Source organism: Phenylobacterium sp. (assembly GCF_035569475.1).
Classification (GTDB): domain Bacteria; phylum Pseudomonadota; class Alphaproteobacteria; order Caulobacterales; family Caulobacteraceae; genus Phenylobacterium.
In genome coordinates this window covers 1-23204 of record NZ_DATMNA010000108.1, presented here as the reverse complement: position 1 = coordinate 23204, position 23204 = coordinate 1, and the positions used below count along the sequence as shown (strand labels likewise).

Here is a 23204-nt window from a genome sequence, read left to right as displayed (position 1 = left end):
CGCCATCGTCGGCGACCAGAACGCCCTGCTCACCGTCGATCCGCAGACCGGCGCAACCAAGACCCTGCTCTCCGCCGCCGAGACCTTCTCGGCCGGGGACGGCCGCGTCTCCATCAGCCGCGACGGCAAGGTGCTGGCGGGTGTCGGAGAGGACTTCACCACCGGGCCGCACATCGCCGCGGGTTCGCTCACCGCGCCCAGGACCATCACCCACGAGAACGACGGCCTGACACCCCAGGTCACCGCCCGCTCGATCACCTGGAAAAGCGACGGCTATGACGTCCAGGGCTGGCTGACCGGCCCGGCCAACGTCGAGCCGGGCAAGAAATATCCGATGGTCGTCCTGGTCCACGGCGGCCCCAGCTCAGCGGTGCAGCCGACCTACATGTGGAAGGGCGCGACCAACGACCTGGTGCAGCACGGCTTCTTCGTCTTCCAGGCCAATCCGCGCGGCTCCTTCGGCCAGGGCGAGGCCTTCACCAAGGCCAACGTCAAGGATTTCGGCGGCGGCGACCTGCGCGACATCCTGGCCGGCGTCGATGCGGTGGAGAAGGTGGCCCCCGTCGATGACAGGCGCCTGGGCGTCTACGGCCACTCCTACGGCGGCTTCATGACCATGTGGACCGTGACCCACTCCAACCGCTTCAAGGCCGCGGTGGCGGGCGCGGGGATCGCCGACTGGGTCAGCTACTACGGCGAGAACGGCATCAACCAGTGGATGGTCCCGTTCTTCGGCACGACGGCCTACAAGGACCCGGCCGCCTACGACCGGTTCTCGCCGATCCGCTACATCAACGCCGCCAAGACCCCGACCTTCATCTACGTGGGCGAGCGCGACGTGGAATGCCCGGCGGACCAGTCGCTGCAGTTCCACGCCGGCCTCGACGCCGTGGGCGTGCCCAACTCGCTGGTGATCTACGCCGGCGAAGGCCACGGCATCCGCGAGGCCGAACACAAGGAAGACCTCAAGAAGCGCACCCTCGCCTGGTTCGACCACTACCTGGGCCAGCCGTAGGAATATCCCACAAAGCTCCGCCATCGCGGACGCCCCACGGGCGCGAGCCGGGATGACGGATGAGGTTGGAGATCGAGATGAAGCGACTGGCTCTCGCCCTCATCGCCCTTGCCCTCGCCGCCCCGGCCCTGGCGCAGCCGGCGCTGAAGCCCCCGCTGGCGGGGCTCGCCTTCCTGGTCGGCGACTGGCGGAGCGATGACGGCAAGGTCGCCGACACCGGCGGGACCTCGCGCGGCGTCTCGCACCTCACCGTCGAGGCCGACGGCTGGTCCCTGCTGCGCCGCGACCGCACCGACATCACCGGCCCCGACGGCAAGCCGGCCGGTGGCTTCAGCCAGGTGATGCTGATCTACCCCGAAGCTGGGACCCTGCGCGCCGACTATGCCGACGGCGAGGGCCACGTCATCCACTACGCGAAGGCCGAGATCGTCCCCGGGCGATCCGTCGTCTTCACCGCCGAGGCGACCGGCGGCGCGCCCGCCTTCCGCCTCGCCTATGAGCTGAAGGCGCCGGGCGACCTCGCCGTCGACTTCGGCATGCTGCCGCCCGGCGGCGGGCCCTTCCGTCCTATCGCCCGCGGGACCCTGCATCGCGCCCGCTGACCGCCGCCGCCGCCGCCGCCGCCGAGGCGAAGCTTCACCTTGCAGCGGCGCATATTCGTGCGACTGTCACCCGAGACAGGGTCCAGGGAAGGAGTTCCGCATGCTGAAGATCGCCTCAGTCGCCCGGCTGGCCGCCCTGGCCGCAGGCGCCTCGCTCCTCGCGACCTCCGCCCTCGCCGCGGTCCGCCCCTATCCGCCGAGCTTCAAGACGGAGACCCTCGCCGCCAACGGCACGCAGATCTTCGTCCGCGTCGGCGGCCACGGCCCGGCCGTGGTGATGCTGCACGGCTATGGCGAGACCGGCGACATGTGGCAGCCCCTGGCCGTGGCCCTCGCCAAGACCCACACGGTGATCGTGCCCGACCTGCGCGGCATGGGCCTCTCGGCCCATCCGGACACGGGCTACGACAAGAAGACGCAAGGCCGCGACGTCTCCGCCGTCCTGGACGCCCTGCACGTCGGCAAGGTCGACGTGGTCGCCCACGACATCGGCAACATGGTGGGCTACGCCTTCGTGGCCGAGCAGCCGCAGCGGGTGACCCACCTGGTCCTGATGGACGCCCCGATCCCCGGCGTCGGCCCCTGGGAGGAGATCCTCAAGAACCCGCTGCTCTGGCACTTCCGCTTCGGCGGGCCGGACATGGAGCGGCTCGTGAAGGGCCGCGAGCGGATCTACCTCGACCGCTTCTGGAACGAGTTCTCGGCCGACCCGAAGAACTTCGACGAGGCCAGCCGCGTCCATTACGCCAAGCTCTATGCCCGGCCGCATGCCATGCATGACGGCTTCGAGCAGTTCCACGCCTTCGACCAGGACGCCCTCGACAACCAGAAATTCCTGGCCGCCGGCCCGCTGAAAATGCCGGTCCTGGCCATCGGCGGCGAGAAGTCCTTCGGGCCGGAGATGGCGGTGGTGGCCAAGGCGGCGGCGACCGACGTCCAGGGCGCCGTGATCCCCAACGCCGGCCACTGGGTGATGGAAGAGAACCCCAAGGCCACCGTCGCCGTCGTCACCGCCTTCCTGCACTGAGCGCCGCCGAGGCGCGGGCCCTTACGCCGGCTGCGGCGCGAACTCGAGGACCTGGCGGATCTCGCAGGTCCCCGGACCGGCGACCTTGAGGAAGGCCTTGCAGAGCTCGATCGCCTCGTCCTTGGACTCGGCGTTCAGGAAGGCGAAGCCGCCGGCCCGCACCGTCTCGTCGGACACCGCGAACTGGCCGTCGCCATCCAGGCGCACCCGGGCGCACCGGTCGCGCGGCGTCAGCGGCTCGGTGGAGATCAGCTTGCCCTTGGCGCTCCATTCCTCGATCAACCGGCCCATGGCGGCCATGTGCTCAGGATCGGGCGTTCCGCCCTCGACGCCGGACTCAGGACGATAGATCGACAGATAGCGCATGGGTCGTCTCCTCACGGGGGTTTCCAGCCCAAGGACGAACGCTGGAACGCCCAGCCGACAGCCGTGGGGAAAATCCTCGCTCGCCCTCGTCGGCGCGCGCCGCCCCGGCCCGTGATCGATCGCACGCCTGCGTCCGGTGGCTGGGAACAACCTCGTGGAGTTGGGCCTTATACGAAACCTGGAGGGGCCCACAGTCGCCGAAACCCGGCGATGGAGTGAGCAAATGAACAAGCTTTTGGCATGTGTCGCCGTGATCGGCGCGTTCGGTTTGGCGGTTCCCGCGCAAGCGGAGAACGGCGTCAAGATCGGCACCCTCTCGTGCAACGAGCGCGGCGGATGGGGCCTCGTCCTCGGGTCCGCCCGCCAGCTCAACTGCACCTTCGCGCACGGCGACCGGGTCGAGCGCTACGAAGGCAGCATGACGAGGGTCGGCCTGGACCTTGGCTACCAGCACTCCGGCACGCTGGTCTGGGCGGTGGTCGCACCGCACACCGACGAGGCGCGCGGCGCTCTTGCGGGTCACTACGCCGGCGCGACCGCCAGCGCGACGGCGATCGTCGGGGTCGGCGCGAACGCCCTGATCGGCGGGCTCGACAGGAGCATCGCCCTGCAGCCCGTCAGCGTCGAGGGGACCACGGGCCTGGACGTCGCGGCGGGCATCGGCGCGATGACGCTGCGGTCTGACGAAGGCTGACGTCAAAGCTCACCGCCCCCTGGGCGGTGAGCGGCGCCCAAAACCGGCCGGAGCGCGCCCGCCTCGGCCCCGGACGCCTCGCTTGGGGCCGCCTATCGCAGCGACGGCTTGAGGCGCCAGTACCGACGCATGAACAGGAAGGAGAAGGAGGTCGACCAGCCGATCAGGATCAGGCCCACCAGCGGCTCCAGGCTGGCGAGCACCCGCAGGCCGCCGACCGGATAGAGGTCGCCGACGCTCTGGGTCGTGTAGGTCTCCAGCGCGAAGTAGTAGTATTGGAAGGCGCTGGTCGGCGCGTCGCCGACGAACCGCCCGATATGCATCGCCTGCGCGCCCAGCCAGAAGGCGAAGCCGAATACGCCGGCCTCGGCCATGTGCGCGACCACCACCGCGGAAATCACCCCCAGCATCTTCAGCCGAGGGCTCCCCGGCGCCTTGACGGTGACCATGGAGATCAGCCCCAGCGCCTCGTAGTGGATCAGCACCGCCATGAAGCTGATCACCAGCGCCAGCCCCAGGCCGAGTATCTGATGCATGGCCGTCGGTCTCCGTGGTCCTGCCGGCCCCGGCGGCGGCCGGGCGTCAGGTCTTGTGGATCGGGTCGATCCAGGCGACGCCCTCGGGCTTCTCCGCCGGCTCGATCTCCAGGTTCACCACCACCGCCTCCGAATCGCTGCGCACCAGCACGCAGGACAGGGTCTCGTCGGTCGAGGCGTTGATCTCCTGGTGCGGCACATAGGGCGGCACATAGATGAAGTCGCCGGGCCCGGCCTCGGCGGTGAACTCCAGCGCCTCGCCCCAGCGCATGCGCGCCCGGCCGGACACCACATAGATCACGCTCTCCAGCGGCCCGTGATGGTGGGCGCCGGTCTTGGCGTTGGCATGGATGTGGACGGTGCCGGCCCACAGCTTCTGGGCGCCCATGCGCGCCCGGTCGATGGCGGCGGCGCGGTGCATGCCGGGCGTCTGCGGTGTGGAGTCGTCGAGCTGGTCGCCCGGCACCACCCGCACTCCGGTGTGCTTCCAGCCGTCGGGAGGGGTCGGGACGGTGTCGGTCATGACGCCAGCAAACGCCGGGCGCCGCGGCTTGGCAAGCTACTCACGCGCGAGCACGTAGCGCAGCCCCCGCGTGCCCAGGACCAGGGCGAGCGCTGTCACGATCAGGTCGCGGCTGAGATGGATCGCCCAGCCCTCCACGGCGAACTCCGTGGCCAGCAGCAGGCAGAGCCCGGCGGCGATCACCCCCATCCAGTGGAGCACGCGGCTGAGTTCGCCGACGGCGCTCACGTTCCTGCGCTTCAGGTTCGGCCAGAAGAGACTGGGCATGGCGACCTCCGAGGGGCTGGCCAGGATCGGCGTCAGCCTTGATCGCGCATGAAGGGGGCTCGCGTAGGGCGCCTATGTTTCATCGTGAGGCGCCGAGGCAACGAAGCGCCGCCATGAATTTCGCCGTCAGTGCATCCGCGGCGGCTCGACGATCGTCTCGTCCCATTCGCCCACGTCGTCCTGGATCAGCACGTGGCGAGGCTCGCGGTCGAGGACGGCGAAATCGCCGGCCGCCTTCAGCGCCTCGTCCCGGGTGGCGAATTCGCCCAGCTCGCCCTCCGCCTCGTCGAGCAGCAGCCACCGCCCGTCGAACGCCACCACCGTGAGATCGAACATCGCGCCCTCCAGCCCCGAGATCGCCTAATTTCATCGAACGCGGCCGCAATTCGCCTTGTCCGATGGTCGCAGGTTACGCGCGCATCCCTGGCTGGAACGTTAAGACCCGCGGGTTTTCGCCGAAATCAGTCGGCGTCGCGGAAGTAGGGCTCGACGGGACCGTTCAGCTTGATGGTCAGTTGCTTGCCGCGGCGGTCGAGGGTCTTGCCGACGGCCAGCTTCACCCAGCCTTCGGAGACGCAGTATTCGTCGACGTTGGTCTTGTCCTCGCCCTTGAAGCGCACCCCCACGTTCAGCGCCAGCAGGTCGGCGTCGTAGTAGGGGCTGTCCGGGTCCGTCGCCAGGCGGTCGGGAAGTGTCGGTTTGTCGCTCATGGCGTCCGCCTCGCACAGCCCGCCCCCCTGTTCAAGTGTCAGGGTTCAAGGGCGGCGGCCTCTTGGCGGCGCCGTGGCCGCAGGCGTATCCTCGGAAGATCGGTATTTTCAGAGTCCACATAAAGGACCGCGCCGATGAGCGCGGGGAGGCGCGGATATGAAGCTTGCACTGATTTCATCGGCGGCGGTTTGCGTCGCCCTCGCCGCGGCGCCCGCCGCCCTGGCCCAGCCCGGCGCCTACCACGCCCCACGCACCGCCTACGGCCAGCCGGACCTGCAGGGCAATTGGACCAACGCCACCATCACCCCCTTCGAACGGGACGCGAAGTACGGCGAGCGCCTGGCGCTCACCGACCAGGAGGTGAAGGAGCTGGAGAGCTCCAACGCCCAGCTCGTCGCCGAGGGCAACAAGCCCACCGACCCCAACGCCAAGGTCACCGACCTGCCGACCAACTGCGGCCGCGGCTTCACGGGCGTGGACTGCGGCTACAACTCCGCCTGGGTCGATCCGGGCACGAAGATCATCGACATGGGCGGGGTCAAGCGGGCCTCGATCCTGGTCTCGCCGGCCAACGGCCGCCTGCCGAAGATGACCCCGGAGGCCGCGGCCCGGATGCAGGCCCGCCTCGCCTCGGCCCGCGGCGGCCGCGGCTCGTTCGACAATCCGGAGAACCGTTCGCTGGGCGAGCGCTGCATCCTCAGCTTCGGCTCGTCCGCCGGCCCGCCCATGCTGCCGCTGCTCTACAACAACAACTACCAGATCGTGCAGACCAGGGACGAGGTCGCCATCGAGGTCGAGATGGTCCACGACCTGCGCCATATCCGCCTGGCCGGCGCCCATCCGCCGGCCGACGTGAAGCTGTGGATGGGCGACTCGATCGGCCACTGGGAGGGCGACACCCTGGTCGTCGAGACCGCCAACATGCGGCCGGAACAGAACTTCCGCGGCGCCTCGGCGGGTTCGAAGATCGTCGAGCGCTTCACCCGCGTCGCGCCCAACCAGATCAAGTACAGCTTCACCATCGACGACCCGCAGGTCTACACCGCCCCCTACACCGGCGAGGTGGCGCTGAACGCCACCAAGGGGCCGCTCTACGAATACGCCTGCCACGAGGGCAACTACGCCCTGCCCGGCATCCTGGCCGGCGCCCGCACCGAGGAAAAGCAGGCCCTCGCCGCCGCCAAGGCCGCCGCGGCGGGCGGCGGATCGAACGAGTAGCGGCGCCCGCCTCCTCTCCCCCGGCGAAGTCGAGAGGGAGAGGGTAGGGAGAGGGCGGCTCGTGAAGGCGTGATCCCCCGAGGATTGGGCAAGGGCCCACCTGTTCGTGGTCATGCCCGGACCGGATCGGCCGCGGCGAATCCTGCGCCGCCCTCTCCCTATCCTCTCCCTCTCGCGCTGCGCGGGGGAGAGGGAGGCGAGCCTACCGGCAGCCGTCGACGACCTTCTCCAGGTCCGCGAGCCGGCGGTCGCGCAGGAGGCGGCCGGCGGCCATGAGCTGATAGCGGTCGGCCGCGCCGCCGGCGTCGCGCAGGGCCGCGTCGGTGTCGGGGTACTTCGGCGCCCGCGGCAGGGTCTTGGGCACGCAGGACTTCGCCGGGGCGGTGACCGTCACCACCTGCGGCGCCGGCGCGGGTCTCGGCGCGGGCGCGGCGGCGGGCGGCGCGGCGGCGGCTTGCGGCGCCGTTGTCGGGCGCAGGCTCTGGCAGGCGCCCAGCGCCAGCGCGCAGGCCGCCAGGGTTCCGGCCGATCTCAAGGCGCGCCCGCTCACTTCAGGGTCTCGAGCACCGCGCGGTCGGCGCTTTCCATCCGTGCACAGACGTCGAAGCCCTGAGGCTCCGTGGCCGACAGGCGCTGGGCGCGCGCTTCCGGGCTGAGCGCGGCGTTGGCCGAGCGCGTGCGCGCCAGGTCGGCGGGGCCGCCCTCGCAGGCCGCGAGGCGCGCGTGCAGGACGACGCCGTTCCTCAGGTTCTCGGCCGACAGCGTCTCGATCCGGGCGCGCAGCGCGGCCTCGTTGCGTTCCGCCGCCACGGTGGACGCGATCAGCAGGGCGCACATCAGCAGCGCCACCGCGAAACCCACCGGCCCGGCCACAGGGCTGGTGAAGGCCCGGAGCAAGGTGCGGAGCATCTGACCTATATCCCTCCCCGCGGCGCAAAGCCTGGCCGCAAACCTAGAGCCCTTCCCACCCAGGTCGGATCAACCTGGGCGAACGCGTGAACCCGACGCAAGCTCCGCCATAACTAAGGCGAGCGAATGACGCCGCCGTCGTGCGATCGACATTCCCTCGTCGCCTTGGCGGCCTAGACCCTCGTCCGGGGCCTGAAGGAGCACAACATGGCCGTCTACCGCATCTACCTGGTCCATGACGACGGACGATTGGAGCCCGACGAGAGCTTCTACTGCAAGACCGACTGTGAAGCGGTGAACCGGCTGCGGCGGCCCACCCGCGCCGACATCCGCGCCGAACTCTGGCAGGGCGGCCGCTTCGTCGCCGTGGCGGGATCGCACCGCCCGCCCGCGGACGACCGGCCCTACGTAACGCACTGACCGCCGGCTCAGTCCAGCGGCATGGTGAAGGTGAAGCGGGTCTCCACCGCGTCGGAGGTCACCGCCAGCGCGCCGCCGTGCGCGCGGGCGATCTCCGCGGCGATATAGAGCCCCAGGCCCAAGCCCTGCTGGCCGTGGTGGTGCTCGGCCCGTTCGAAGGGCTGGAACATCACCGCCATTCGGCCCGGCGGGATCGGCTCGCCGGCGTTGGCCACCGACAGCTCGAAGCTTCCCGCGTCGCTGCGCGCCCGCACCGTCACCGGCGCGTCTTCCCGGCCGTGGCGCAGGGCGTTGGCGAGCAGGTTCGACAAGAGCTGCGCCACGCGGCCGCTGTCGCAGGCCACCACCGCGTCCAGGCGCACGTCGGTCACGATCTCGCGGTCGGGGTTCGCCATCCGCAGCTCGTCGACCGCCAGGGCGATGACGCCCTCCAGCTCGGGGCGCTCGCGCCGGTCGATCTCAAAGCCGCCGCCCAGCCGGGCGCGGGCGAAGTCCATCACCGCGTCGATCAGGCCGGCCATGCGCAGCACGCTGGCCTGCATGGCGCTCACCAGGGCCGTGGCGCGCGCGTCCAGCGGCGTCCTGGCCAATAGCCGCCCGCCGGCCTGGATCGAGGCCAGCGGGTTCCTCAGGTCGTGGCCGAGCACGGCGATGAACTGCTCGCGCAGCTCCGCCGCCTGCCGCTCGCTGAGCAGCGCCGCCTCGCTCTGGGCCAGCCGGTCCTGGGTGTCCATGTGCTGGGCGATCAGGTCGGCGAACAGCTTGAACATGCCCATGACCTGCGGGTTGTTCACCCGCGCCGGCCGGGGGTCGAGGGCGCACAGGGTCCCGAAGAACTGCCCGTCGCGGACGATCGGCTGGGAGATGTAGCTCTGGAAGCCGTATTGCGCCGGGGTCGGGTGGCCGCTGAACTCCGGGTCCTCGGCGACGTGGTCGATCACCAGCGCCTGGCCGCCCAGGCGGATTTCGTTGCAGAGGGTGGTCTGGACGTCCAGCTCCCCGCCGGGGACCAGGCCGAAGGCGATCTCGTCGCGCACCGCGCACGCCACCCAGCGGTCCTCGGTCACCCGCGCGATGGCCGCGAATCCCATGCCGGTGGTGCGGCAGATCACCTCCAGGATCATCGGCACGGCTTCGATGCGCCCGATGGCCTCGACGTCTTCCTCAACAGTCACGCGCGTTCGGTCCCCGGTCGCGCCCCTCAAGCGGAACCTCTAGACGACCGCGTCCGGCCCGTCACGTCCCACCGTCATCTGAACGGGCGGGCGCTCAGCCCTGGTCGCGTACCGCGGCCTCGGCGGCCTTGAAGCCGATCTCGTCGTGGGTCCCGTCGCAGAACGGCTTGGTGGTCGAGCCGCCGCAACGACAGAGGTAGATCATCTTCTCGCCGGAGACGTCGATCGGCTGACCCGTGGAGTCCGTCAGCTTCAGCTCCGACAGGTCGCCCCCCACCACGATCGGCCCATTGGGTGTGAAAAACATCTTGATCGCCATGACGACGGCCCTACTTCGGCTTCCTGAATTTCAGGACGAACTGGTCCGTATGCCCGCGGATCGAGGGGTCGAAGACGCCCTTGTCGTGCGGGTCCTCCGGGTTGCCCAGCAGCTTGTCGTCCGCGGTCACCAGCTTGAATCCCGCCGCCTCCACCTCGGTCTTGACGATCGCCTCGTCGATCCGGTGCTGGGTGTCGGCCACCGTCAGCGGCGAGCCGGGGGCCGCGGCATGGTCGACCACCAGGTAGATCCCACCTGGCTTCAGGGCCTTGAAGATCTCCCGGTTGACCGTGTCAGCGGTCTCGGCCGGGAAGGCCTTCAGGTGCAGGTCATGGTAGTTTTGCACGGTCAGCACCAGGTCCAGGCCCTCGGGCAGGCCGGCGGCGGCCACCGGCGCCGTCAGCGGGACCACGTTCTTGTAGTCGGCCACGACGCTCGACTGCTCCGATCCATAGGCCGCGCGGAACTTGATGAACTCGCTGGACTGGTAGGCGTAGACCTTGCCCGTCGGCCCCACGGCCGGCGACAGGATGCGGGTGAAATAGCCGCCGCCCATCATGAAGTCGGCGACCTTCTGCCCGGGCTTCACCTCGCCCAGGGCCAGGAGTTCGGCGGGCTTGCGCGCCACATCGCGCGAGCTGTCGGCAGGCGGCCGCTTCTGGTCGCCCAGCGCCGCGGTGAGGTTCGCCGGAACCGCCGCCGCGGCGAGGCCTGCGCCCGCCACCGCGACCGCCGCCAGCACCGAAACCATCAGATTGCGAGCCATGCCCGAAGCCTCCCCTAATCCCTTGCCTGCGCGAGCCTAGCACCGCTTCCGCGCGGCGCGCAGCCGCCCGCAGCGCAAATCCGCAGCGCCGTCGCAAAACCCGCCGCCCTGCGCCCGGGCCGGGCCTTCCGCTCGGCGCATCGCCACGCTACGCCTAATGCGTTCGGGGAGCATCGTAATGTCGGAAGCGGTCGCGGCGACGGTTGAGGAAATCCCCGGCGAGATCGCCATTCCGCTCCAGGGCGCCCGGCGGCTGCGGCTGCTGCTCTACGCCGGCGTGCCGATCCTGATCATCAACTTCGCCGCCCCCTACCAGGGCCTGATCGGCCTGCCGATCACCTTCTTCCTGAAGAACCGCCTGCACCTGGACGCCAACCAGACCGCCCGGTTCAACCTGATCTGCGCCGTCCCGCTGTTCGTGGGCTTCGTCTTCGGCTTCATCCGCGACCGCTGGAGCCCGCGCGGGGCCGGCGACCGGGGCCACCTGGTGGTCTTCGGCCTGGCCTGCGCCGCGCTCTTCACCCTGATGGCCTTCGTCGAGCCGACCTACTGGGTGCTGCTCATGGGCGTCTTCGCGTCGACCGTCCTGATGCAGTTCGTGGGCGGGGCCGCGGCGGGCTTGGCCTCCTCGGTGGGCCGCCACCACGCCATGTCCGGCCAGATGAGCACGGTGATGAACGGCGCGATCCTGGCGCCGCAGGTGATCGCCTTCCTGCTGGGCGGCATCCTGAGCGGGGTGCTGGAGGGCGCCGGCGCGACCACCGCGGCGCGGATCATCTTCCTGATCGGGGGCGGCCTGATGGTGGCTATGACGCTCTTCGGCGCCTTCGGGCCCAGGCGCCTGTTCGAGGACGCCCGGGCCGGCGCGGCCGCGCAAGCGCCCGCCAGGCGCCTGACTCCCGGCGCCGACGCCCTTCGCCTCCTGCGCACCTGGGCGATCTGGCCGGTGGTGGCGATCCAGTTGCTCTGGCAGTTCGCCCCTGGCGCGGGCGTGGCGCTGCAGTACCACATGGCCAACGACCTGAAGGCCACCGACGCCCAGGTGGGCGCCTTCTTCGCCATCTTCTACGCGGGCTTCCTGCCGGTCTATCTGCTCTACGCCTGGCTGGCCCAGCGGCTGCGCCTGGGGACCCTGCTGTGGGTCGGCGCTGTGCTGGCGGTGCCGCAGATGGCCTCGCTGCTGTTCATCCGCTCGGCCTCGGGCGCGCTCTGGGCCGCCGTGCCCATGGGCCTCCTGGGCGGCATCGGCCAGGCAGCCTTCACCGACCTGGCCATGCGCTCCTGCCCCAAGGGGCTGGAAGGCACCATGATGATGCTCTTCCTGTCGCTCTACTGGATCTCCACCCGCTTCGGGGACGTCTGGGGCGCGGACCTCTACGAGCACCACGGCGGGTTCAGCACCGCGCTGTGGGCCACCATCGCCGTCTACGCCGCGATCCTGCCGATTCTCTTCCTCATCCCGAAGGCCATCAAGGCCGGCAAGGACGCCTAGCTCGGCGCCCCGAACACCCGCGCCCCGGAGGGATGGCGGCTCCCAGGATCCTCACAGCTTTCCCAACGTTAGTTGAGGTTTCGGCCCAGAACCGGCGCGCCCCCTCGGGAGGGGTCGCTCAAGCCCCAAAAAGGCCCCCGCCCGCATAGCCGCGATCGAGGAACCCGCCCCGCCGCCCTGCGGTTGAAGTCGCTCCAACGGACCGCGCATTCCCTCCCCAGTCATTGTCCGCGCGGCCCCCAAAGGAGTACCCCCAATGCGTCATCTCGCTCTCGCCACCCTGGCGGCCGCCGCCGCGATCTGCGCCGCCGCGCCCGCCCTCGCCCAGGCCGACAACGAAGTCACCGTCACCGGCCACAGCCCCGACGCCCAAACCCGGAGCGAGACCGTCAGCTACGCCGACCTCGACCTCAACCAGCCCGCCGACCGCGATCGCCTGATGCTGCGCGTCCAGGAAACCGCCGGGCGTCTCTGCGACGAGCTGAACCAGGAGCCGGCCTCGTTCCACAACATGGGCGTATCCTGCCAGGACGTGGCCGTGCGCGACGCCATGGGCCAGGTGGATCGGGTCTTCGCCGACGCCGGCGCGGCCGCCGCCCCGGCGGCGGTCGCCGGCCAGGCCGACACCGCGCGGGGCAGCTAAAACCCGCGTCGGAACGAAGCGGGCGGTCCTCGGGTCGGCCCTGCCTGGAACTGTCCGCTTCGCTGCGCAGTTGCACGTCGGCGCCGGATCGGCCGCCCGTCCTCCCATCGGTCGACCGCCCGAGCCCTGAGGAGACCATCACCATGCGCCATCTCGCGCTTCTCACCGTCACCGCCGCCGCCCTGTGCGCCGCCGCACCCGCCCTGGCCCAGGCCATCGACGAAGTCACCGTCACCGGCCACGGCCCCCGCGCCATGAGCCTGAGCGAAACCGTCAGCTACGCCGACCTCGACCTCAACCTGCGCGCCGACCGGGACCGTCTGATGCGCCGGGTCAACGACACCGCCGGCCGCCTCTGCGACCAGCTCAACCAGGACCCGGCCTCGCACCACAACATGGGCAAGTCCTGCAAGGACGTGGCCGTGCGCGACGCCATGGGCCAGGTGCGCCAGGCCTTCGCCGACGCCTCGTCCAGCCCTGCCTATGTCGACGCCTACGGGACGCCGACCAGCGCCGTCGCGCCGGCCTCGTACACGCTCACCACCGTGGAGAACGGGCCGATCCCCGACACGGCGGCGAACCGCGCCCGCTACGGCGGCCCGATGTCGCGCGCCGGCCAGCGGAGCGCCGCGCGAGGCAACTGACCCCGGCGCCGGAACGAAGCGGCGGATGCCGGGTTCAGCCCCCATGGCCAGTCTCGACATCCGCCCGCATTCGCATCGGCTCAGCGCCCTTGCGGTGGTCGGCCTGAGCGTTCTGGCCGCCGGCGCCTTCGCCGTGGGCATGACCCGCCAGCTCGCGCCGCAGACCGCTCCCTTCCCGCCTCCCCAGGAGGCCTCGCTGCAGATCCAGCTCGCCGGCGGGCCGCCCGAGGCCGTCGCCGCGCCCGCCGAGCCGGCGCCCCTGCTGCAACGCGCGTCGCGCCGGCCAGTCGACGACCGCGCCGACAGCGCCTCCGCCCCCGCCATCGCAGCCGACGCCGCGGCCACCGCCGCCGACAGCGCGCCGGCCCACGATCTCCCGGAAGCGGCTCCCGAGCCGCCGCCCACGCCTCCCGAACCGCCCACCGCGGATCCGCCCACGCCCTGAAGCGCGGCCATGGTTCATCCGCCGGTCACGCGCCGGCGCGCACGCTCGCCGGCGTCTGAGCGCGGCTGTGTGGCTTGTCGTGGCTGGGCGTCCGACGGCTGCGTAGCCGGCCGTCGGCGGAGCCCCCGGCGTCGGGAGAGTATCAGCGCCGGGGGCTCTGACCGGCCGGATTGGAGGGACAGGCCGGGATGGCGGCCTGCTGGCCGGTCAGGCCGGCGGGGAGGGAGACGCCGGCCTCGCGCCGACTGTCGCGCCCGGACTTCGGCAAAATCGCGCCCTTTGGCCGCGCCTCCTGAAACAGTTCCGCAACGATGAAAGCGCAAAGGGGCGCACCGGCGGAAAGCCTTGCCCCTGGGACTCATTGCCCGGGTGCGGCCCAAGCCGTAAAATTGCTGGTGGATTCATTCAGCGCGCCTTAAGGCGCGAACCATTCTTCTTCCGGGAGTCAGCCGTGAACCGCGCCCTTATGCTCGTCGTCGGAACCGCGCTCTGCGCCGCGCCGATCGTCTTCGCCAGCCAGGTGGCCGTCGCCGCCGACGCCAAGGCCTCGGCCTCGGCCGACCTCTCCGGCTTCTGGTCCAACGCCACTCTGACCCCCGAGCAGCGCCCGGCCAAGCTGGGCGCCCGCTCCACCTACACCCCCGACGAGGTGAAGAAGATGGAAGGCGCGGTCGCCCAGGAGGTCGTGGAAGGCAACAAGCCGACCGACCCCAATTCGGGGGCCGAGGGCGGCAAGGAAGACCCTGCCAAGCTGCGTCCGGAATTCGCCGCCGCCGGCGGCGACGTCGGCGGCTACAACCGCGGCTGGCTGGACCCGGGCTCGGCGATCATGCGCGTGCACGGCGAGCCGCGCACCTCGTTCCTGACCACCCCGGACGGCCAGCCCCCGGCCCGCCTCCCGGCGGCCGCCCCGCAGCCGGGCTTCGGCGGCGGCCGCGGCGGCATGGGCTCGTTCGACAATCCGGAGAACCGCTCGCTGGGCGAGCGCTGCATCATGGGCTTCGGCCGCAACGCCGGCCCGCCGATGCTGCCCAACGGCTTCTACAACAACAACTACCAGTTCCTGCAGACCAAGGACTCCTTCGTCATCGAGGTCGAGATGGTGCACGACACCCGCGTCGTGCGCATCGGCGGGACCCACCGCACCGACGGCGTGCGGCCCTGGATGGGCGACTCGGTCGGGCACTGGGAGGGCAATACCCTCGTCGTCGAGACCACCAACATCCCCGCCGCCCAGGCCTATCGCGGCTCGTGGCAGAACCTGAAGGTCACCGAGCGCTTCACCCGCGACGGCAAGGACCGCGTCCTCTACCAGTACACCCTCGACGACCCGACCACCTGGGCCAAGCCCTGGGGCGGCGAGTACGAGTTCTACAAGCTCGACGGCGTGATCTACGAATATGCCTGCCACGAGGGTAACTACGCCCTGCCCGGCATGCTCGGCGGCGCGCGTCGCCAGGAGAAGGAAGCCGCGGCCAAGGGCGGCGGCGCCTCCAAGGGCGGCGCTGAATAGCCCCAAAACCTCAAGGCCGAGACACATGAAGGCCCCCGGTTCGCAAGAGCCGGGGGCCTTTTTCTATCTATCTGACAGCGTTAGCCAACTTGCTTCACGCGGTCTTAGGCATGGGCGTTTAGTGTGATCCTGGGGCGTGTAATTAGGTTGATGGCCGATGAGCCAGGGTCTTGAGATCCTACGTCTTGCTCACATCCTCGCGGATCACCCGCTGAGGCTGGTGGTGGTCCTCGCCCTGATCGCCGCCCTGATCGAGCAGCGCCTGACGCGCCGGCGCACGCCGGACTTCTCCTTCGCCTACCGCGACATCCACGGCGCCCCGCCCAAGCCGAAGTCCAAGTCCAGGCCGCCGAAGGCCGCGCCCTAAGCCCGGCCCGCGCCGGCTACCCAATCCCGCCCATCTGCGCCACAGTGCCCCCTCCAGGCGGCGCGGACGGAGACGCTTTCGATGCTGGCGCAACTCGTGGCCCTGATGTTTGCGGCCGCCCCGCCGCCCGACGCGCCGTCCAGCACCGTCTCACCCCTGGTGGTCAAGGCCCCGCCGCCCGCCAGGCTCCCGCCGGCCGACGCCGTGGTCGACGTGGCCAGCGACGACGAGTCCGCCACCGGCGACTTCGTGGCCGTCTGGCCGGCGCTCGCCTACATGGTCGGAACCCAGGGCCACGTGCGGCTGAACTGCAAGGTCGACACCCACGGCCTGGCCGAGACCTGCCAGGTCGCTTCCGAGAGCCCGGCGGGCAAGGGCTTCGGCGCCGCCGCCCTCGAGCTGCGCCCCACCTTCAAGCTGGTCCCGCGCAAGGGGCCGGACGGCGAGCCCGTCACCGCCGTCATGGCGATCAACCTGACCTTCACCCCGCCCCGCAAGGACCTCGTGGGCAACCAGGGGACCGCGGCGCAAATCACCTCGATGCACGACATGGCCGGCCTGGCCGCGTCGCAGAGCCCCGTCGCCGGCAACCCGCTGGCCATGCGCAAGGTGACCATGGTCGACGATCCGGTGTGGGCCGCGGCGCCCGGCTTCGACGACCTCGCCGCCGCCTATCCGGCCGCCGGCCGCGGGATCGAGGGCTATGTGGCCGCCCACTGCCTGGTCGAGCGCTCCGGCGCCAGGGCCGGCCTCCTGCAGCAGTGCCAGGCGATCAAGGAGGCGCCGCACGACCGGGGCTTCGCCAAGGCCGCGCTCAGCCTTGCGCCGAAGTTCCGCATCGCGCCCGCCGCCCTGGCTCGCGCCCCGCACGGCGCGCAGCTGTGGGTGGACGTGCCGATCCGCATGCCGCCGCCGGCGCAGGTCGCCGACCGCGCGGTCATGGCGCCGATCTGGCTGGCCACCTTCGACCCCAAGGCCACGCCCGCCCTGTTCCCGCCGGAAGCCGTCGCCGGCGGCCTCACCACCGGCCGTGGCGTCGCCCGCTGCGTGGTCGGCGGCGACGGGGCGCTCACCGCCTGCGCGCCGGAGCCCGGCGACCCCGACGGCCTGGGCTTCTCGGAAGCCGCCGTGAAGCTGGCCTCGGCCATGAAGATGAACCTTTGGTCCGCGGACGGAGCACCGGTCGAAGGCGGGGTTGTGCGCATCCCCATCCGGCTCAACCTGAAGAGTAGCGGCAACTAGCGAGACCGTATACTCAAGCTTGACTGTGCCATCTACAGTCAAGCTGCCTCCAATTCAGCACATTTGCGGCGCGAATCGGTCGCAGCGGCAATCCAACACATGGCTTCAGGCGCGTCGCACGGGCACTTGGCAATTCCAAGCGCTCGCCGGGGTGGGGCGCCGCGGAGTCGCTTAATGAGTCGCGCCATCAGCCTTACGCCGCGCGAGCGGCGTTGGCTCTCAATCATGGGATGGCTGGTGGGGTTGGCGCTGTTCGTACGCCTGACCCAGATCTTGCCCTGCTGTCAGCCGCCGCCGATGGAACGCGCGCTGCGCGGCCAGGCCTGCGACGCCGCCTTCGCCTCGGCCTGCCCCCGCTACGACGACTGCGCGCCCCGCTGAAGCCCCTTGGCCCGAAGCCCGATCCGGCTAGGCTCGTGGCGACACCGGCAGGGGACGAGGCGATGGCGGAGATCTGGCAATGGTCGGCGGTGGAGACCGCCCGCAGGGTCGCCGCGCGCGAGGTCAGCGCGACCGAGGTGCTGGAGGCCCACCTGGCGCGCAAAGCCGCCGCCAACCCGGCCCTGAACGCCGTCGTCGTCGACCTGAGCGCCCAGGCCCGCGAGGCCGCTCGCGCCGCCGACCGCGCCCAGGCGTCCGGCGCCCCGCTGGGCCCCCTGCACGGCGTTCCGGTGACGGTGAAGATCAACATCGACCTGGAGGGCCAGGCCAACTCCAACGGCGTGCCGGGCCTGGCCGGCGTCATCGCTCCCGGCGATTCGCCGGTGGTCGCCAACCTGCGCGCCGCCGGCGCCGTGATCCTCGGCATGACCAACACGCCGGAGTTCTCGCTGCGGTGCTTCACCTCCAACCCGCTGCACGGCCAAACCTACAATCCCTGGGACCCGGCCATCACCTGCGGCGGCTCCTCCGGCGGCGCCGGCGCCTCGGTGGCCGCCGGCATCGGGGCCGTCGCCCACGGCAACGACATCGGCGGCTCCCTGCGCTGGCCGGCGAGCTGCAACGGCGTGGCGACCATCAAGCCCACCCTCGGCCGGGTGCCGGCCTTCAACCCCAGCGCCACGGTCGAGCGACCGCCCATGGCCCAGATCATGAGCGTCCAGGGCCCGCTCGCCCGCGAGGTCGCCGACGTCCGCCTGGCCCTGGAGGCGATGAGCCGCCGCGACCCGCGCGACCCCTGGTGGGTCCCCGCTCCGCTCACCGGGCCCGCCCCGCCAAGCCCTATCAAGGTCGCCCTGGCCGAGATCCCCGCCGACATGGAGACCGATCCGGAGGTCATGGCGCTGATCGGCCAGGCCGCCGCCTGGCTCGCCGACGCCGGCTACGAGGTGGTCCCGGCCGTGGTCCCCGACGTCACCGCCGCCTGGCGGCTCTGGTGCGACCTGATCTCCACCGAGATCGCCACCGTCCAGATCGGCCCCATGCGCGAGATGGGCAGCGCCGCCTTCATCGGCGCGCTCGAGGGCATCCTGCACATGGCCACGATCCTCGACGCCGCGGGCTACATGCAGGCCATGGCCTCGCGCGCCCGCCTGCTGCGCGAGTGGCTGATGTTCCTGGAGACCTACCCTCTGGTCCTGGCGCCCGTCAGTGTCTGCCGGACCCCGGCCTTCGACGCCGACCTGAAGGGCGACGCGGCGGTGCGCCGGATCTTCCACAACGACCAGCGCTTCCTGGGCGCGCTCAGCGTGCTGGGCCTGCCCGTCGCCGTGGCCCCGGCAGGCCTCACCGCCGCCGGCCATCCGGTGGGCGTCCAGCTCATCGCGTCCCGCTACCGCGAGGACCTCGCCCTGGACGCCGCCCAGGCGATCGAGGCCCGCGCCGGGGTCCTGGCCCACAAGCTCTGGGCGCGCTGACGGCTAGAAGTGGTGCGTGCAGAACGCCAGCAGCAGGATCACCGGGAGCGGAACGCCGATGGCGAAGAGAAGGATGGATCGCATGACAGCCTCTTGATTGAAAAGCCGCGGACAAACGCCCCAGCCGGAACGGCGTTCCCCGAGCCTGTCCGCTTGGCGATCTTGAATTTCGGACTCGCCACGAGCTTCATGTTCTGCTTTTGTTCTCTTCATGATGAAGATGCGCATCGTGCCCGTCGGCGAGAAGGCCACGCTCGGCGATCATCGCCACTATCCCGGCGCGCGCCTGCTGCTGGCCTGCGCCCTCTGCGGCTGGACCAAGGCCTACCGGGTGGAGCGGGTGATCGACCGCCTGCGGGAGCTCAAGTCCGGCGGCCACGCCACCCGCCTGGAGCAGGTCGCCCGCCGGGTCGCCTGGAACTGCCCCGGCTGCGGGCGCGTGAAATGGCGCGCCCACTTCGCCTGGCCCCTCGGCTTCGACGACCGCGAAGCCAAGCGCCTGGCCAACCTCTACCGGAATTGAAGCGGGCCCCGCCGCCGTCGGCCTCCCGCGTTCCAGGAGCCGGCCCAAGCGCTTGACGATCGCCGTCGCCTGCCCTGTTGTCGCCCGCGATGCCGAAGCCTCCCCCTTCCCTCCACGAACGGCCGAGCACCATCCAGGAGGCGCTGGACCGGGCGGTTCTGGCCCTGCGGAACCATCGCCTCGATGAGGCGGAGCGCCTTGCCGCCGGCGTCCTGAAGTCGAACCGGGGCCATGTCCTGGCCGCCCAGCTCCTCGGCCAGGCGCTGCTGCAACAGGGCCGCGCACAGGAGGCCCTCGATCCCTTGCGCGGGGCCGCCAGGCGCAGCGGCGATCCGGCGACCGAGACCCTGCTGGCCCGGGCCCTGGCCGACACCGGGCGGGGCGAGGAGGCGCTCGATCAACTCCGCCAGGCCACGGCGCGGCGGCCGGCCTACCCGCAGGCGTTCCTCGAACTCGGCGACCAGCTCGCCAAGCTGGGACGCTTCGACGAGGCCGCCGGGGCGTTCCAGGCCGGGCTTGCGCTGGCGCCCGACGCCGCCGTCCTGCGCATGGGGCTGGGCTATCTGCACCTGCAGCGCAACGACCGGGCCGGGGCGCGCCGCCTGTTCCTCGAGGTGCGCGCCATGGCGCCGGAGCGGCGCGACGCCCGGATCGCGCTCGCCAATCTCATGGCCCTGGACGGCGAATACGCCGCCGCCGCCGACCTCTATCGCCAGGCGCTCGCAGCCCTGCCCGACGACGCCGTGACCCGGATCGCCCTCGCCAAATGCCTGCTGGAGATGGGCGAGCGCGCCGCCGGCGAGGCGGCCCTGCGCGCCGCGGCCCGCGGCCCGGCCCAGGCGGCGGGCCTGGCCATCACCGCCCTCGCCGCCGCCCCGCACGGTCGCGTCTTCCTGCGCCCCAGCGCCGCCGCCAAGTTCCTCGGCCTTGAGGCGAACGGCGGGTCCTAGGGCGTTCGGCGCTCGAGTTGACGCGACGGCGTCGCCCCCTCCGTCAGCTTCGCTGACACCTCCCCCGAAGTGTACCCTTCGGGGGAGGTGGATCGACGCGGGACGCGGCGAGACGGAGGGGGCGCACAGCCGATTCTACCAGGTCGCCGAACGCTCTAGGCCCGGTACCGCCGCCGGTAGACGCCCTTCTCGCGGCCGATGGCGTTCAGCACCTCGTGCGTGCGCTGCGCCTCCTCGTCGGTGAAGGTCGCAGTCCGCGCCGCCCAGGTCTCCCGCCTCACCGGGAAGCATTGCGCCACCGGCGTGCCCCTCGGCAGCACCCCGCTGAAACCCGCATCCCGCCAATGGGCCGGGAAGTTGATCCAGGCGTCGTGGTAGCGGTCGCTGTCCACCAGCCCGGTCAGGGTCGTGAACGGCAGGTCGAAGCGGTTCACTGGATGGGTGAACATCAGCGCGTAGCCCGGCGGCGCCTCGATGGTCCACAGGTTGTGGAACTTGATCATGAACCGGTCGGCGTCGAACAGCGGCGTGCCGCTCACCTGGGAGGCGTCGTGGATCCCGATCGGCGAGCGCGGGAAGCCGACGGCGCCGCCGGCCGGCAGGTCGTTGTCCCAGGTGAACTCGCCGTTCTCGACCCTCACGTCGCAGATCAGCGGGATCAGGAAGCCGCTGGTCATGGCGTCGACGAACGGCGGGCAGCGCTTGGCGGTGTCGTCGTCCCCGGCCACCACCGCGCTGAACGCCTGGGCCGGCATGGCCCTCAGCCAGCCGGGCAGCCCCTGGGCCGCGGGCACCGGCGGCGGCAGCAGCCCCTCCAGCTCCTTGGGGCAGCGGAAGGTCAGGGTCAGGGGATCTTCTCGCTCGGACATCATCCCGCCGGCCGTACCGCCCATTCCAATCCACATTGGCCCCGGGCCGCCCAACCGCGCCGCCAGGCGCCCCCACAGGTAGTATCCGCAAGGAACGCAGAGCGGGCCAGGTCGCAACCCGATCCGCCGCCACGACGCAAGGCGCTCAGTACCGAGCCTACGAATCCCCCGCCCCTGCGAAGGAAATATTGCCGCCAGGCGCCAGCGCTGAAATCTATCGGCGGTGGGTGGCGGGAGGCGCTTGGCTGAGCGCGAGGCCGCGCGTCGGGCCGGGCCGTAGTCCGGCCGCCCGATCACCCCTTCGCCGCGGCGTAGCCTCTGCGGTCCGCGTTCAGGCCCGCGCGCCGCAAAGTCCGACAGGCCGATGCCGTGGCTATTGGCAAGCCGCCTTGATGTTGGCTTCGGCCGTCGCCTGATCGGCCGGGGACTTTCCGGCCAGGGAATTTGCGGCGATCGTGGCCTTGCAGTACTCAAGCTTCGATTTGCTGACCGCCGCCGAGACCTTGTCGGTTCTATCGGTATTGAATGCGGAAAACACCTGGCCCAGCGCCGTCGTGTATCCTGAAATTATATTTGCCGGAATTTGCAGGACGCCATTGATCTCGCTGTCGGTGGTTTGATCGACGTTGCTCGGAATCCCGTCTGTGAACGTGAAATTCGTGTGGCTATTGGCAAACAGCGTCGCACTGATGGGATAGAAGAAGGTATCCGAAGCGTCTGGCGAGTAGGCAATCCATTGGCCGAGAAGAGCACCCGCGGTGTCTGTGGCTTCAATTTTGTAGGCGATTTCCTGCCGAAAGAAGAAGCCGGCCTTCGACTTCCCCGCACCGGGCAGCAGCGACGCATTCACCGCCGAGGGAATCTTCGCCGTCGGTATGTCGCGCGTGATGGTCAGGGTGATGCCGCACGCGATCGGCGGCTGGGCGCCGAGGGCGCCGTCCGTATGGTAGACATAGTTGTACGTCTGGCCCGCCACGCAGGGCTGCGCCGGGGCTGGGGCGGCGGGGACGGCCATTCCGGACACCGCGCCCAGGACCGCACCCAGGTTGGTCGCGATCTGACCCGTGCTGCTGGTGATCGTGTTGTTGGCGCTTTGCAGCAGGCCCTTGGAATTGATGCCCACCACGATGGCATTGGTGCCGACGGCGTTTTGCCCGTACTTCAGCGTGAAACGATGGGCCATGTCCGGCTCCATCACGCCCTGAGCCACGGTCAAGGAAGGCGGCGCAGGCTTGTCGCCCTTGTCGACCACCACGGTTATGAGAATGGGCCGCTTCGGAAGGTAGTACGGCAGGCCTTCGCTCGCCGACACGACGTGCGTGTCGGCATCGACGGCCTCCTGCGTCGACGTCACCGTGGCGCACGCGGAGACCAGCAGGCCTCCCGCCATCAGGGTCGCCACGGCTCCAGCTCGGCGCCTCAGCGCCCGGGCGCAGCGGCGCGCTGCGGCGGAACGCCGTGTCATTGCCTCCAAAACCATTTGCTGCTCCCCGACGACCCCAGAAGAACAGTACTCGACGAACGCAATTGTTCAACTTGAAAGTGCGAAATATCACAGCGCCATCTAAGGGTGCTTTTAGCTCGCCGCCCCGGGGGGTTGGTCCCTACCCCTTCGCCGCGGCGTACCCTCTGCGGTCGGCGTTCAGGCCGGCGCGCTTGCGGCCGAGCAGCCGCCAACTGTCGGCGGGGCTCATGGGGTCGCCCAGGTGATAGGCCGCCACCGCCTCGCCGAACGGGCCCAGCGCCTTCAGCTCGATCGGCCGCAGGCGCGCGTAGCCGGCGTTGCGCAGCCGCTCCACGCCCGCCCCGACGCCGCCCCCCTCGCCGATCGCCGCCGCCATGGTGGGCTCGTCGCAGCCCAGCCAGTGGGCCAGGAGCCGGGTGCGCAGCCGCTCGATCTCGCGGCGGGCGCCGGTGCCGCGCCGGCCGGTCGCCTCGAAGCTCATGTCGCACTCGGTGTCGAAGCCCATGGAGCGGTTGTTGATATTGGCCGAGCCGATGCGCAGCAGCCGGTCGTCGACGATGGTCAGCTTGGCGTGGACGATGATGATCCGCCCGAGCGTGGTCACCGGGCTGTAGGCCTGGAACCGGCCGTACCTGTCGGCGCGCTTC

Annotated in this window: 31 protein-coding genes and 1 pseudogene; 17 read left to right on the top strand and 15 right to left on the bottom strand. The window is 70.6% G+C overall.

What is annotated here, in order from left to right; all coding sequences use genetic code 11:
* From VNW53_RS17805 to VNW53_RS17795, 3 genes are all read left to right on the top strand, one after another.
* Positions 1–1015 (top strand): S9 family peptidase (locus VNW53_RS17805; RefSeq protein ID WP_325557232.1); only part of this gene is annotated, 1015 nt, incomplete at its 5' end.
* Positions 1016–1092: 77 nt separating this feature from the next.
* Complete coding sequence (locus VNW53_RS17800; RefSeq protein WP_325557230.1) at positions 1093–1617, top strand: hypothetical protein; 525 nt, start codon at positions 1093–1095, stop codon at positions 1615–1617.
* Positions 1618–1717: 100 nt separating this feature from the next.
* On the top strand, positions 1718–2644 hold the full coding sequence (locus tag VNW53_RS17795) for an alpha/beta hydrolase (protein ID WP_325557229.1): 927 nt from the start codon (positions 1718–1720) through the stop codon (positions 2642–2644).
* 21 nt (positions 2645–2665) lie between these two features.
* Here VNW53_RS17795 and VNW53_RS17790 read toward each other — a convergent pair whose 3' ends face one another.
* Positions 2666–3010 (bottom strand): YciI family protein, encoded by a 345-nt coding sequence (locus tag VNW53_RS17790; protein ID WP_325557227.1) that lies wholly within the window; start codon positions 3008–3010, stop codon positions 2666–2668.
* Between the two features lie 223 nt (positions 3011–3233).
* On the opposite strand from VNW53_RS17790, the gene VNW53_RS17785 reads away from it, so the two are divergent.
* On the top strand, positions 3234–3704 hold the full coding sequence (locus VNW53_RS17785) for a DUF992 domain-containing protein (RefSeq protein ID WP_325557225.1): 471 nt from the start codon (positions 3234–3236) through the stop codon (positions 3702–3704).
* A 92-nt stretch (positions 3705–3796) separates the two neighbouring features.
* On the opposite strand, the gene VNW53_RS17780 is transcribed toward VNW53_RS17785, so the two are convergent.
* The 5 genes from VNW53_RS17780 to VNW53_RS17760 form a co-directional block, all read right to left on the bottom strand.
* Positions 3797–4240: a potassium transporter Kef gene (locus VNW53_RS17780; RefSeq protein ID WP_325557223.1), complete on the bottom strand. Its 444-nt coding sequence runs from the start codon at positions 4238–4240 to the stop codon at positions 3797–3799.
* A 46-nt stretch (positions 4241–4286) separates the two neighbouring features.
* Positions 4287–4763: a cupin domain-containing protein gene (locus VNW53_RS17775; protein ID WP_325557221.1), complete on the bottom strand. Its 477-nt coding sequence runs from the start codon at positions 4761–4763 to the stop codon at positions 4287–4289.
* 36 nt (positions 4764–4799) lie between these two features.
* Positions 4800–5030, bottom strand: a complete 231-nt coding sequence (locus VNW53_RS17770) for a hypothetical protein (RefSeq protein WP_325557219.1) — start codon at positions 5028–5030, stop codon at positions 4800–4802.
* 126 nt (positions 5031–5156) lie between these two features.
* Positions 5157–5366, bottom strand: a complete 210-nt coding sequence (locus tag VNW53_RS17765; RefSeq protein ID WP_325557217.1) for a hypothetical protein — start codon at positions 5364–5366, stop codon at positions 5157–5159.
* 125 nt (positions 5367–5491) lie between these two features.
* Positions 5492–5740 (bottom strand): DUF3297 family protein, encoded by a 249-nt coding sequence (locus VNW53_RS17760; protein WP_325557215.1) that lies wholly within the window; start codon positions 5738–5740, stop codon positions 5492–5494.
* Positions 5741–5897: 157 nt separating this feature from the next.
* On the opposite strand from VNW53_RS17760, the gene VNW53_RS17755 reads away from it, so the two are divergent.
* Positions 5898–6959 carry a hypothetical protein gene (locus tag VNW53_RS17755; protein ID WP_325557213.1) on the top strand — a complete coding sequence of 354 codons (1062 nt, stop codon included), beginning with the start codon at positions 5898–5900 and terminating at the stop codon, positions 6957–6959.
* Positions 6960–7161: 202 nt separating this feature from the next.
* Here VNW53_RS17755 and VNW53_RS17750 read toward each other — a convergent pair whose 3' ends face one another.
* The gene (locus VNW53_RS17750; protein ID WP_325557212.1) at positions 7162–7494 is read right to left on the bottom strand and encodes a hypothetical protein; all 333 of its coding nucleotides are present in this window, start codon (positions 7492–7494) and stop codon (positions 7162–7164) included.
* A gap of 11 nt (positions 7495–7505) precedes the next feature.
* Positions 7506–7868 carry a hypothetical protein gene (locus VNW53_RS17745; RefSeq protein WP_325557211.1) on the bottom strand — a complete coding sequence of 121 codons (363 nt, stop codon included), beginning with the start codon at positions 7866–7868 and terminating at the stop codon, positions 7506–7508.
* A gap of 207 nt (positions 7869–8075) precedes the next feature.
* Here VNW53_RS17745 and VNW53_RS17740 point away from each other — a divergent pair, with 207 nt between their 5' ends.
* Positions 8076–8288 (top strand): hypothetical protein, encoded by a 213-nt coding sequence (locus VNW53_RS17740; RefSeq protein ID WP_325557209.1) that lies wholly within the window; start codon positions 8076–8078, stop codon positions 8286–8288.
* A gap of 8 nt (positions 8289–8296) precedes the next feature.
* Here VNW53_RS17740 and VNW53_RS17735 read toward each other — a convergent pair whose 3' ends face one another.
* From VNW53_RS17735 to VNW53_RS17725, 3 genes are all read right to left on the bottom strand, one after another.
* The gene (locus VNW53_RS17735) at positions 8297–9463 is read right to left on the bottom strand and encodes a GAF domain-containing sensor histidine kinase (protein WP_325557208.1); all 1167 of its coding nucleotides are present in this window, start codon (positions 9461–9463) and stop codon (positions 8297–8299) included.
* Positions 9464–9557: 94 nt separating this feature from the next.
* The gene (locus VNW53_RS17730) at positions 9558–9770 is read right to left on the bottom strand and encodes a CDGSH iron-sulfur domain-containing protein (RefSeq protein ID WP_325557206.1); all 213 of its coding nucleotides are present in this window, start codon (positions 9768–9770) and stop codon (positions 9558–9560) included.
* Positions 9771–9792: 22 nt separating this feature from the next.
* Positions 9793–10548, bottom strand: coding sequence for a methyltransferase (locus VNW53_RS17725; RefSeq protein ID WP_325557205.1), 756 nt, complete (start codon positions 10546–10548; stop codon positions 9793–9795).
* Between the two features lie 178 nt (positions 10549–10726).
* Between VNW53_RS17725 and VNW53_RS17720 the strand changes: the two genes are divergently transcribed.
* The 9 genes from VNW53_RS17720 (at position 10727) to VNW53_RS17680 (ending at position 18750) form a co-directional block, all read left to right on the top strand.
* Positions 10727–12040: an MFS transporter gene (locus VNW53_RS17720; protein ID WP_325557203.1), complete on the top strand. Its 1314-nt coding sequence runs from the start codon at positions 10727–10729 to the stop codon at positions 12038–12040.
* A 256-nt stretch (positions 12041–12296) separates the two neighbouring features.
* A complete protein-coding gene (locus VNW53_RS17715; protein ID WP_325557202.1) occupies positions 12297–12683 on the top strand; it encodes a UrcA family protein in 387 nt (128 codons plus the stop codon).
* Positions 12684–12826: 143 nt separating this feature from the next.
* Positions 12827–13327 carry a UrcA family protein gene (locus tag VNW53_RS17710; RefSeq protein ID WP_325557201.1) on the top strand — a complete coding sequence of 167 codons (501 nt, stop codon included), beginning with the start codon at positions 12827–12829 and terminating at the stop codon, positions 13325–13327.
* Positions 13328–13352: 25 nt separating this feature from the next.
* A complete protein-coding gene (locus tag VNW53_RS17705) occupies positions 13353–13772 on the top strand; it encodes a hypothetical protein (protein ID WP_325557200.1) in 420 nt (139 codons plus the stop codon).
* Between the two features lie 451 nt (positions 13773–14223).
* The gene (locus tag VNW53_RS17700) at positions 14224–15285 is read left to right on the top strand and encodes a hypothetical protein (RefSeq protein WP_325557198.1); all 1062 of its coding nucleotides are present in this window, start codon (positions 14224–14226) and stop codon (positions 15283–15285) included.
* A 157-nt stretch (positions 15286–15442) separates the two neighbouring features.
* Complete coding sequence (locus VNW53_RS17695) at positions 15443–15652, top strand: hypothetical protein (protein WP_325557196.1); 210 nt, start codon at positions 15443–15445, stop codon at positions 15650–15652.
* A gap of 81 nt (positions 15653–15733) precedes the next feature.
* Complete coding sequence (locus VNW53_RS17690; protein WP_325557194.1) at positions 15734–16894, top strand: TonB family protein; 1161 nt, start codon at positions 15734–15736, stop codon at positions 16892–16894.
* A gap of 174 nt (positions 16895–17068) precedes the next feature.
* Positions 17069–17275 carry a hypothetical protein gene (locus tag VNW53_RS17685; RefSeq protein ID WP_325557193.1) on the top strand — a complete coding sequence of 69 codons (207 nt, stop codon included), beginning with the start codon at positions 17069–17071 and terminating at the stop codon, positions 17273–17275.
* Between the two features lie 62 nt (positions 17276–17337).
* Positions 17338–18750: an amidase gene (locus VNW53_RS17680; protein WP_325557191.1), complete on the top strand. Its 1413-nt coding sequence runs from the start codon at positions 17338–17340 to the stop codon at positions 18748–18750.
* 3 nt (positions 18751–18753) lie between these two features.
* On the opposite strand, the gene VNW53_RS17675 is transcribed toward VNW53_RS17680, so the two are convergent.
* A complete protein-coding gene (locus VNW53_RS17675) occupies positions 18754–18978 on the bottom strand; it encodes a hypothetical protein (RefSeq protein ID WP_325557189.1) in 225 nt (74 codons plus the stop codon).
* Between VNW53_RS17675 and VNW53_RS17670 the strand changes: the two genes are divergently transcribed.
* Complete coding sequence (locus VNW53_RS17670) at positions 18971–19273, top strand: hypothetical protein (protein ID WP_325557188.1); 303 nt, start codon at positions 18971–18973, stop codon at positions 19271–19273. The two genes, VNW53_RS17675 and VNW53_RS17670, sit on opposite strands and share 8 nt — an antisense overlap.
* 89 nt (positions 19274–19362) lie before the next feature.
* Positions 19363–20223, top strand: coding sequence for a tetratricopeptide repeat protein (locus VNW53_RS17665; protein ID WP_325557186.1), 861 nt, complete (start codon positions 19363–19365; stop codon positions 20221–20223).
* A gap of 155 nt (positions 20224–20378) precedes the next feature.
* Here VNW53_RS17665 and VNW53_RS17660 read toward each other — a convergent pair whose 3' ends face one another.
* From VNW53_RS17660 to VNW53_RS17650, 3 genes and pseudogenes are all read right to left on the bottom strand, one after another.
* Entirely contained in the window at positions 20379–21092 is a 714-nt protein-coding gene (locus VNW53_RS17660; protein WP_325557185.1) for a hypothetical protein, read from the bottom strand.
* Positions 21093–21465: 373 nt separating this feature from the next.
* Positions 21466–22494 carry a hypothetical protein gene (locus VNW53_RS17655; RefSeq protein ID WP_325557184.1) on the bottom strand — a complete coding sequence of 343 codons (1029 nt, stop codon included), beginning with the start codon at positions 22492–22494 and terminating at the stop codon, positions 21466–21468.
* A gap of 202 nt (positions 22495–22696) precedes the next feature.
* Positions 22697–23204 (bottom strand): annotated as a pseudogene (locus VNW53_RS17650) (phospholipase D-like domain-containing protein); the annotation flags it as partial.

What these genes read in the sequence shown, in the direction of transcription:
- VNW53_RS17800 (WP_325557230.1), top strand. Translation starts at nt 1,093, where the DNA reads ATGAAGCGACTGGCTCTCGCCCTCATCGCCCTTGCCCTCGCCGCCCCG.
- VNW53_RS17795 (WP_325557229.1), top strand. Translation starts at nt 1,718, where the DNA reads ATGCTGAAGATCGCCTCAGTCGCCCGGCTGGCCGCCCTGGCCGCAGGC.
- VNW53_RS17790 (WP_325557227.1), bottom strand. Translation starts at nt 3,010, where the DNA reads ATGCGCTATCTGTCGATCTATCGTCCTGAGTCCGGCGTCGAGGGCGGA.
- VNW53_RS17785 (WP_325557225.1), top strand. Translation starts at nt 3,234, where the DNA reads ATGAACAAGCTTTTGGCATGTGTCGCCGTGATCGGCGCGTTCGGTTTG.
- VNW53_RS17780 (WP_325557223.1), bottom strand. Translation starts at nt 4,240, where the DNA reads ATGCATCAGATACTCGGCCTGGGGCTGGCGCTGGTGATCAGCTTCATG.
- VNW53_RS17775 (WP_325557221.1), bottom strand. Translation starts at nt 4,763, where the DNA reads ATGACCGACACCGTCCCGACCCCTCCCGACGGCTGGAAGCACACCGGA.
- VNW53_RS17770 (WP_325557219.1), bottom strand. Translation starts at nt 5,030, where the DNA reads ATGCCCAGTCTCTTCTGGCCGAACCTGAAGCGCAGGAACGTGAGCGCC.
- VNW53_RS17765 (WP_325557217.1), bottom strand. Translation starts at nt 5,366, where the DNA reads ATGTTCGATCTCACGGTGGTGGCGTTCGACGGGCGGTGGCTGCTGCTC.
- VNW53_RS17760 (WP_325557215.1), bottom strand. Translation starts at nt 5,740, where the DNA reads ATGAGCGACAAACCGACACTTCCCGACCGCCTGGCGACGGACCCGGAC.
- VNW53_RS17755 (WP_325557213.1), top strand. Translation starts at nt 5,898, where the DNA reads ATGAAGCTTGCACTGATTTCATCGGCGGCGGTTTGCGTCGCCCTCGCC.
- VNW53_RS17745 (WP_325557211.1), bottom strand. Translation starts at nt 7,868, where the DNA reads ATGCTCCGCACCTTGCTCCGGGCCTTCACCAGCCCTGTGGCCGGGCCG.
- VNW53_RS17740 (WP_325557209.1), top strand. Translation starts at nt 8,076, where the DNA reads ATGGCCGTCTACCGCATCTACCTGGTCCATGACGACGGACGATTGGAG.
- VNW53_RS17730 (WP_325557206.1), bottom strand. Translation starts at nt 9,770, where the DNA reads ATGTTTTTCACACCCAATGGGCCGATCGTGGTGGGGGGCGACCTGTCG.
- VNW53_RS17725 (WP_325557205.1), bottom strand. Translation starts at nt 10,548, where the DNA reads ATGGCTCGCAATCTGATGGTTTCGGTGCTGGCGGCGGTCGCGGTGGCG.
- VNW53_RS17720 (WP_325557203.1), top strand. Translation starts at nt 10,727, where the DNA reads ATGTCGGAAGCGGTCGCGGCGACGGTTGAGGAAATCCCCGGCGAGATC.
- VNW53_RS17715 (WP_325557202.1), top strand. Translation starts at nt 12,297, where the DNA reads ATGCGTCATCTCGCTCTCGCCACCCTGGCGGCCGCCGCCGCGATCTGC.
- VNW53_RS17710 (WP_325557201.1), top strand. Translation starts at nt 12,827, where the DNA reads ATGCGCCATCTCGCGCTTCTCACCGTCACCGCCGCCGCCCTGTGCGCC.
- VNW53_RS17705 (WP_325557200.1), top strand. Translation starts at nt 13,353, where the DNA reads ATGCCGGGTTCAGCCCCCATGGCCAGTCTCGACATCCGCCCGCATTCG.
- VNW53_RS17695 (WP_325557196.1), top strand. Translation starts at nt 15,443, where the DNA reads ATGAGCCAGGGTCTTGAGATCCTACGTCTTGCTCACATCCTCGCGGAT.
- VNW53_RS17690 (WP_325557194.1), top strand. Translation starts at nt 15,734, where the DNA reads ATGCTGGCGCAACTCGTGGCCCTGATGTTTGCGGCCGCCCCGCCGCCC.
- VNW53_RS17685 (WP_325557193.1), top strand. Translation starts at nt 17,069, where the DNA reads ATGAGTCGCGCCATCAGCCTTACGCCGCGCGAGCGGCGTTGGCTCTCA.
- VNW53_RS17680 (WP_325557191.1), top strand. Translation starts at nt 17,338, where the DNA reads ATGGCGGAGATCTGGCAATGGTCGGCGGTGGAGACCGCCCGCAGGGTC.
- VNW53_RS17670 (WP_325557188.1), top strand. Translation starts at nt 18,971, where the DNA reads ATGCGCATCGTGCCCGTCGGCGAGAAGGCCACGCTCGGCGATCATCGC.
- VNW53_RS17675 (WP_325557189.1), bottom strand. Translation starts at nt 18,978, where the DNA reads ATGCGCATCTTCATCATGAAGAGAACAAAAGCAGAACATGAAGCTCGT.
- VNW53_RS17665 (WP_325557186.1), top strand. Translation starts at nt 19,363, where the DNA reads ATGCCGAAGCCTCCCCCTTCCCTCCACGAACGGCCGAGCACCATCCAG.
- VNW53_RS17660 (WP_325557185.1), bottom strand. Translation starts at nt 21,092, where the DNA reads ATGTCCGAGCGAGAAGATCCCCTGACCCTGACCTTCCGCTGCCCCAAG.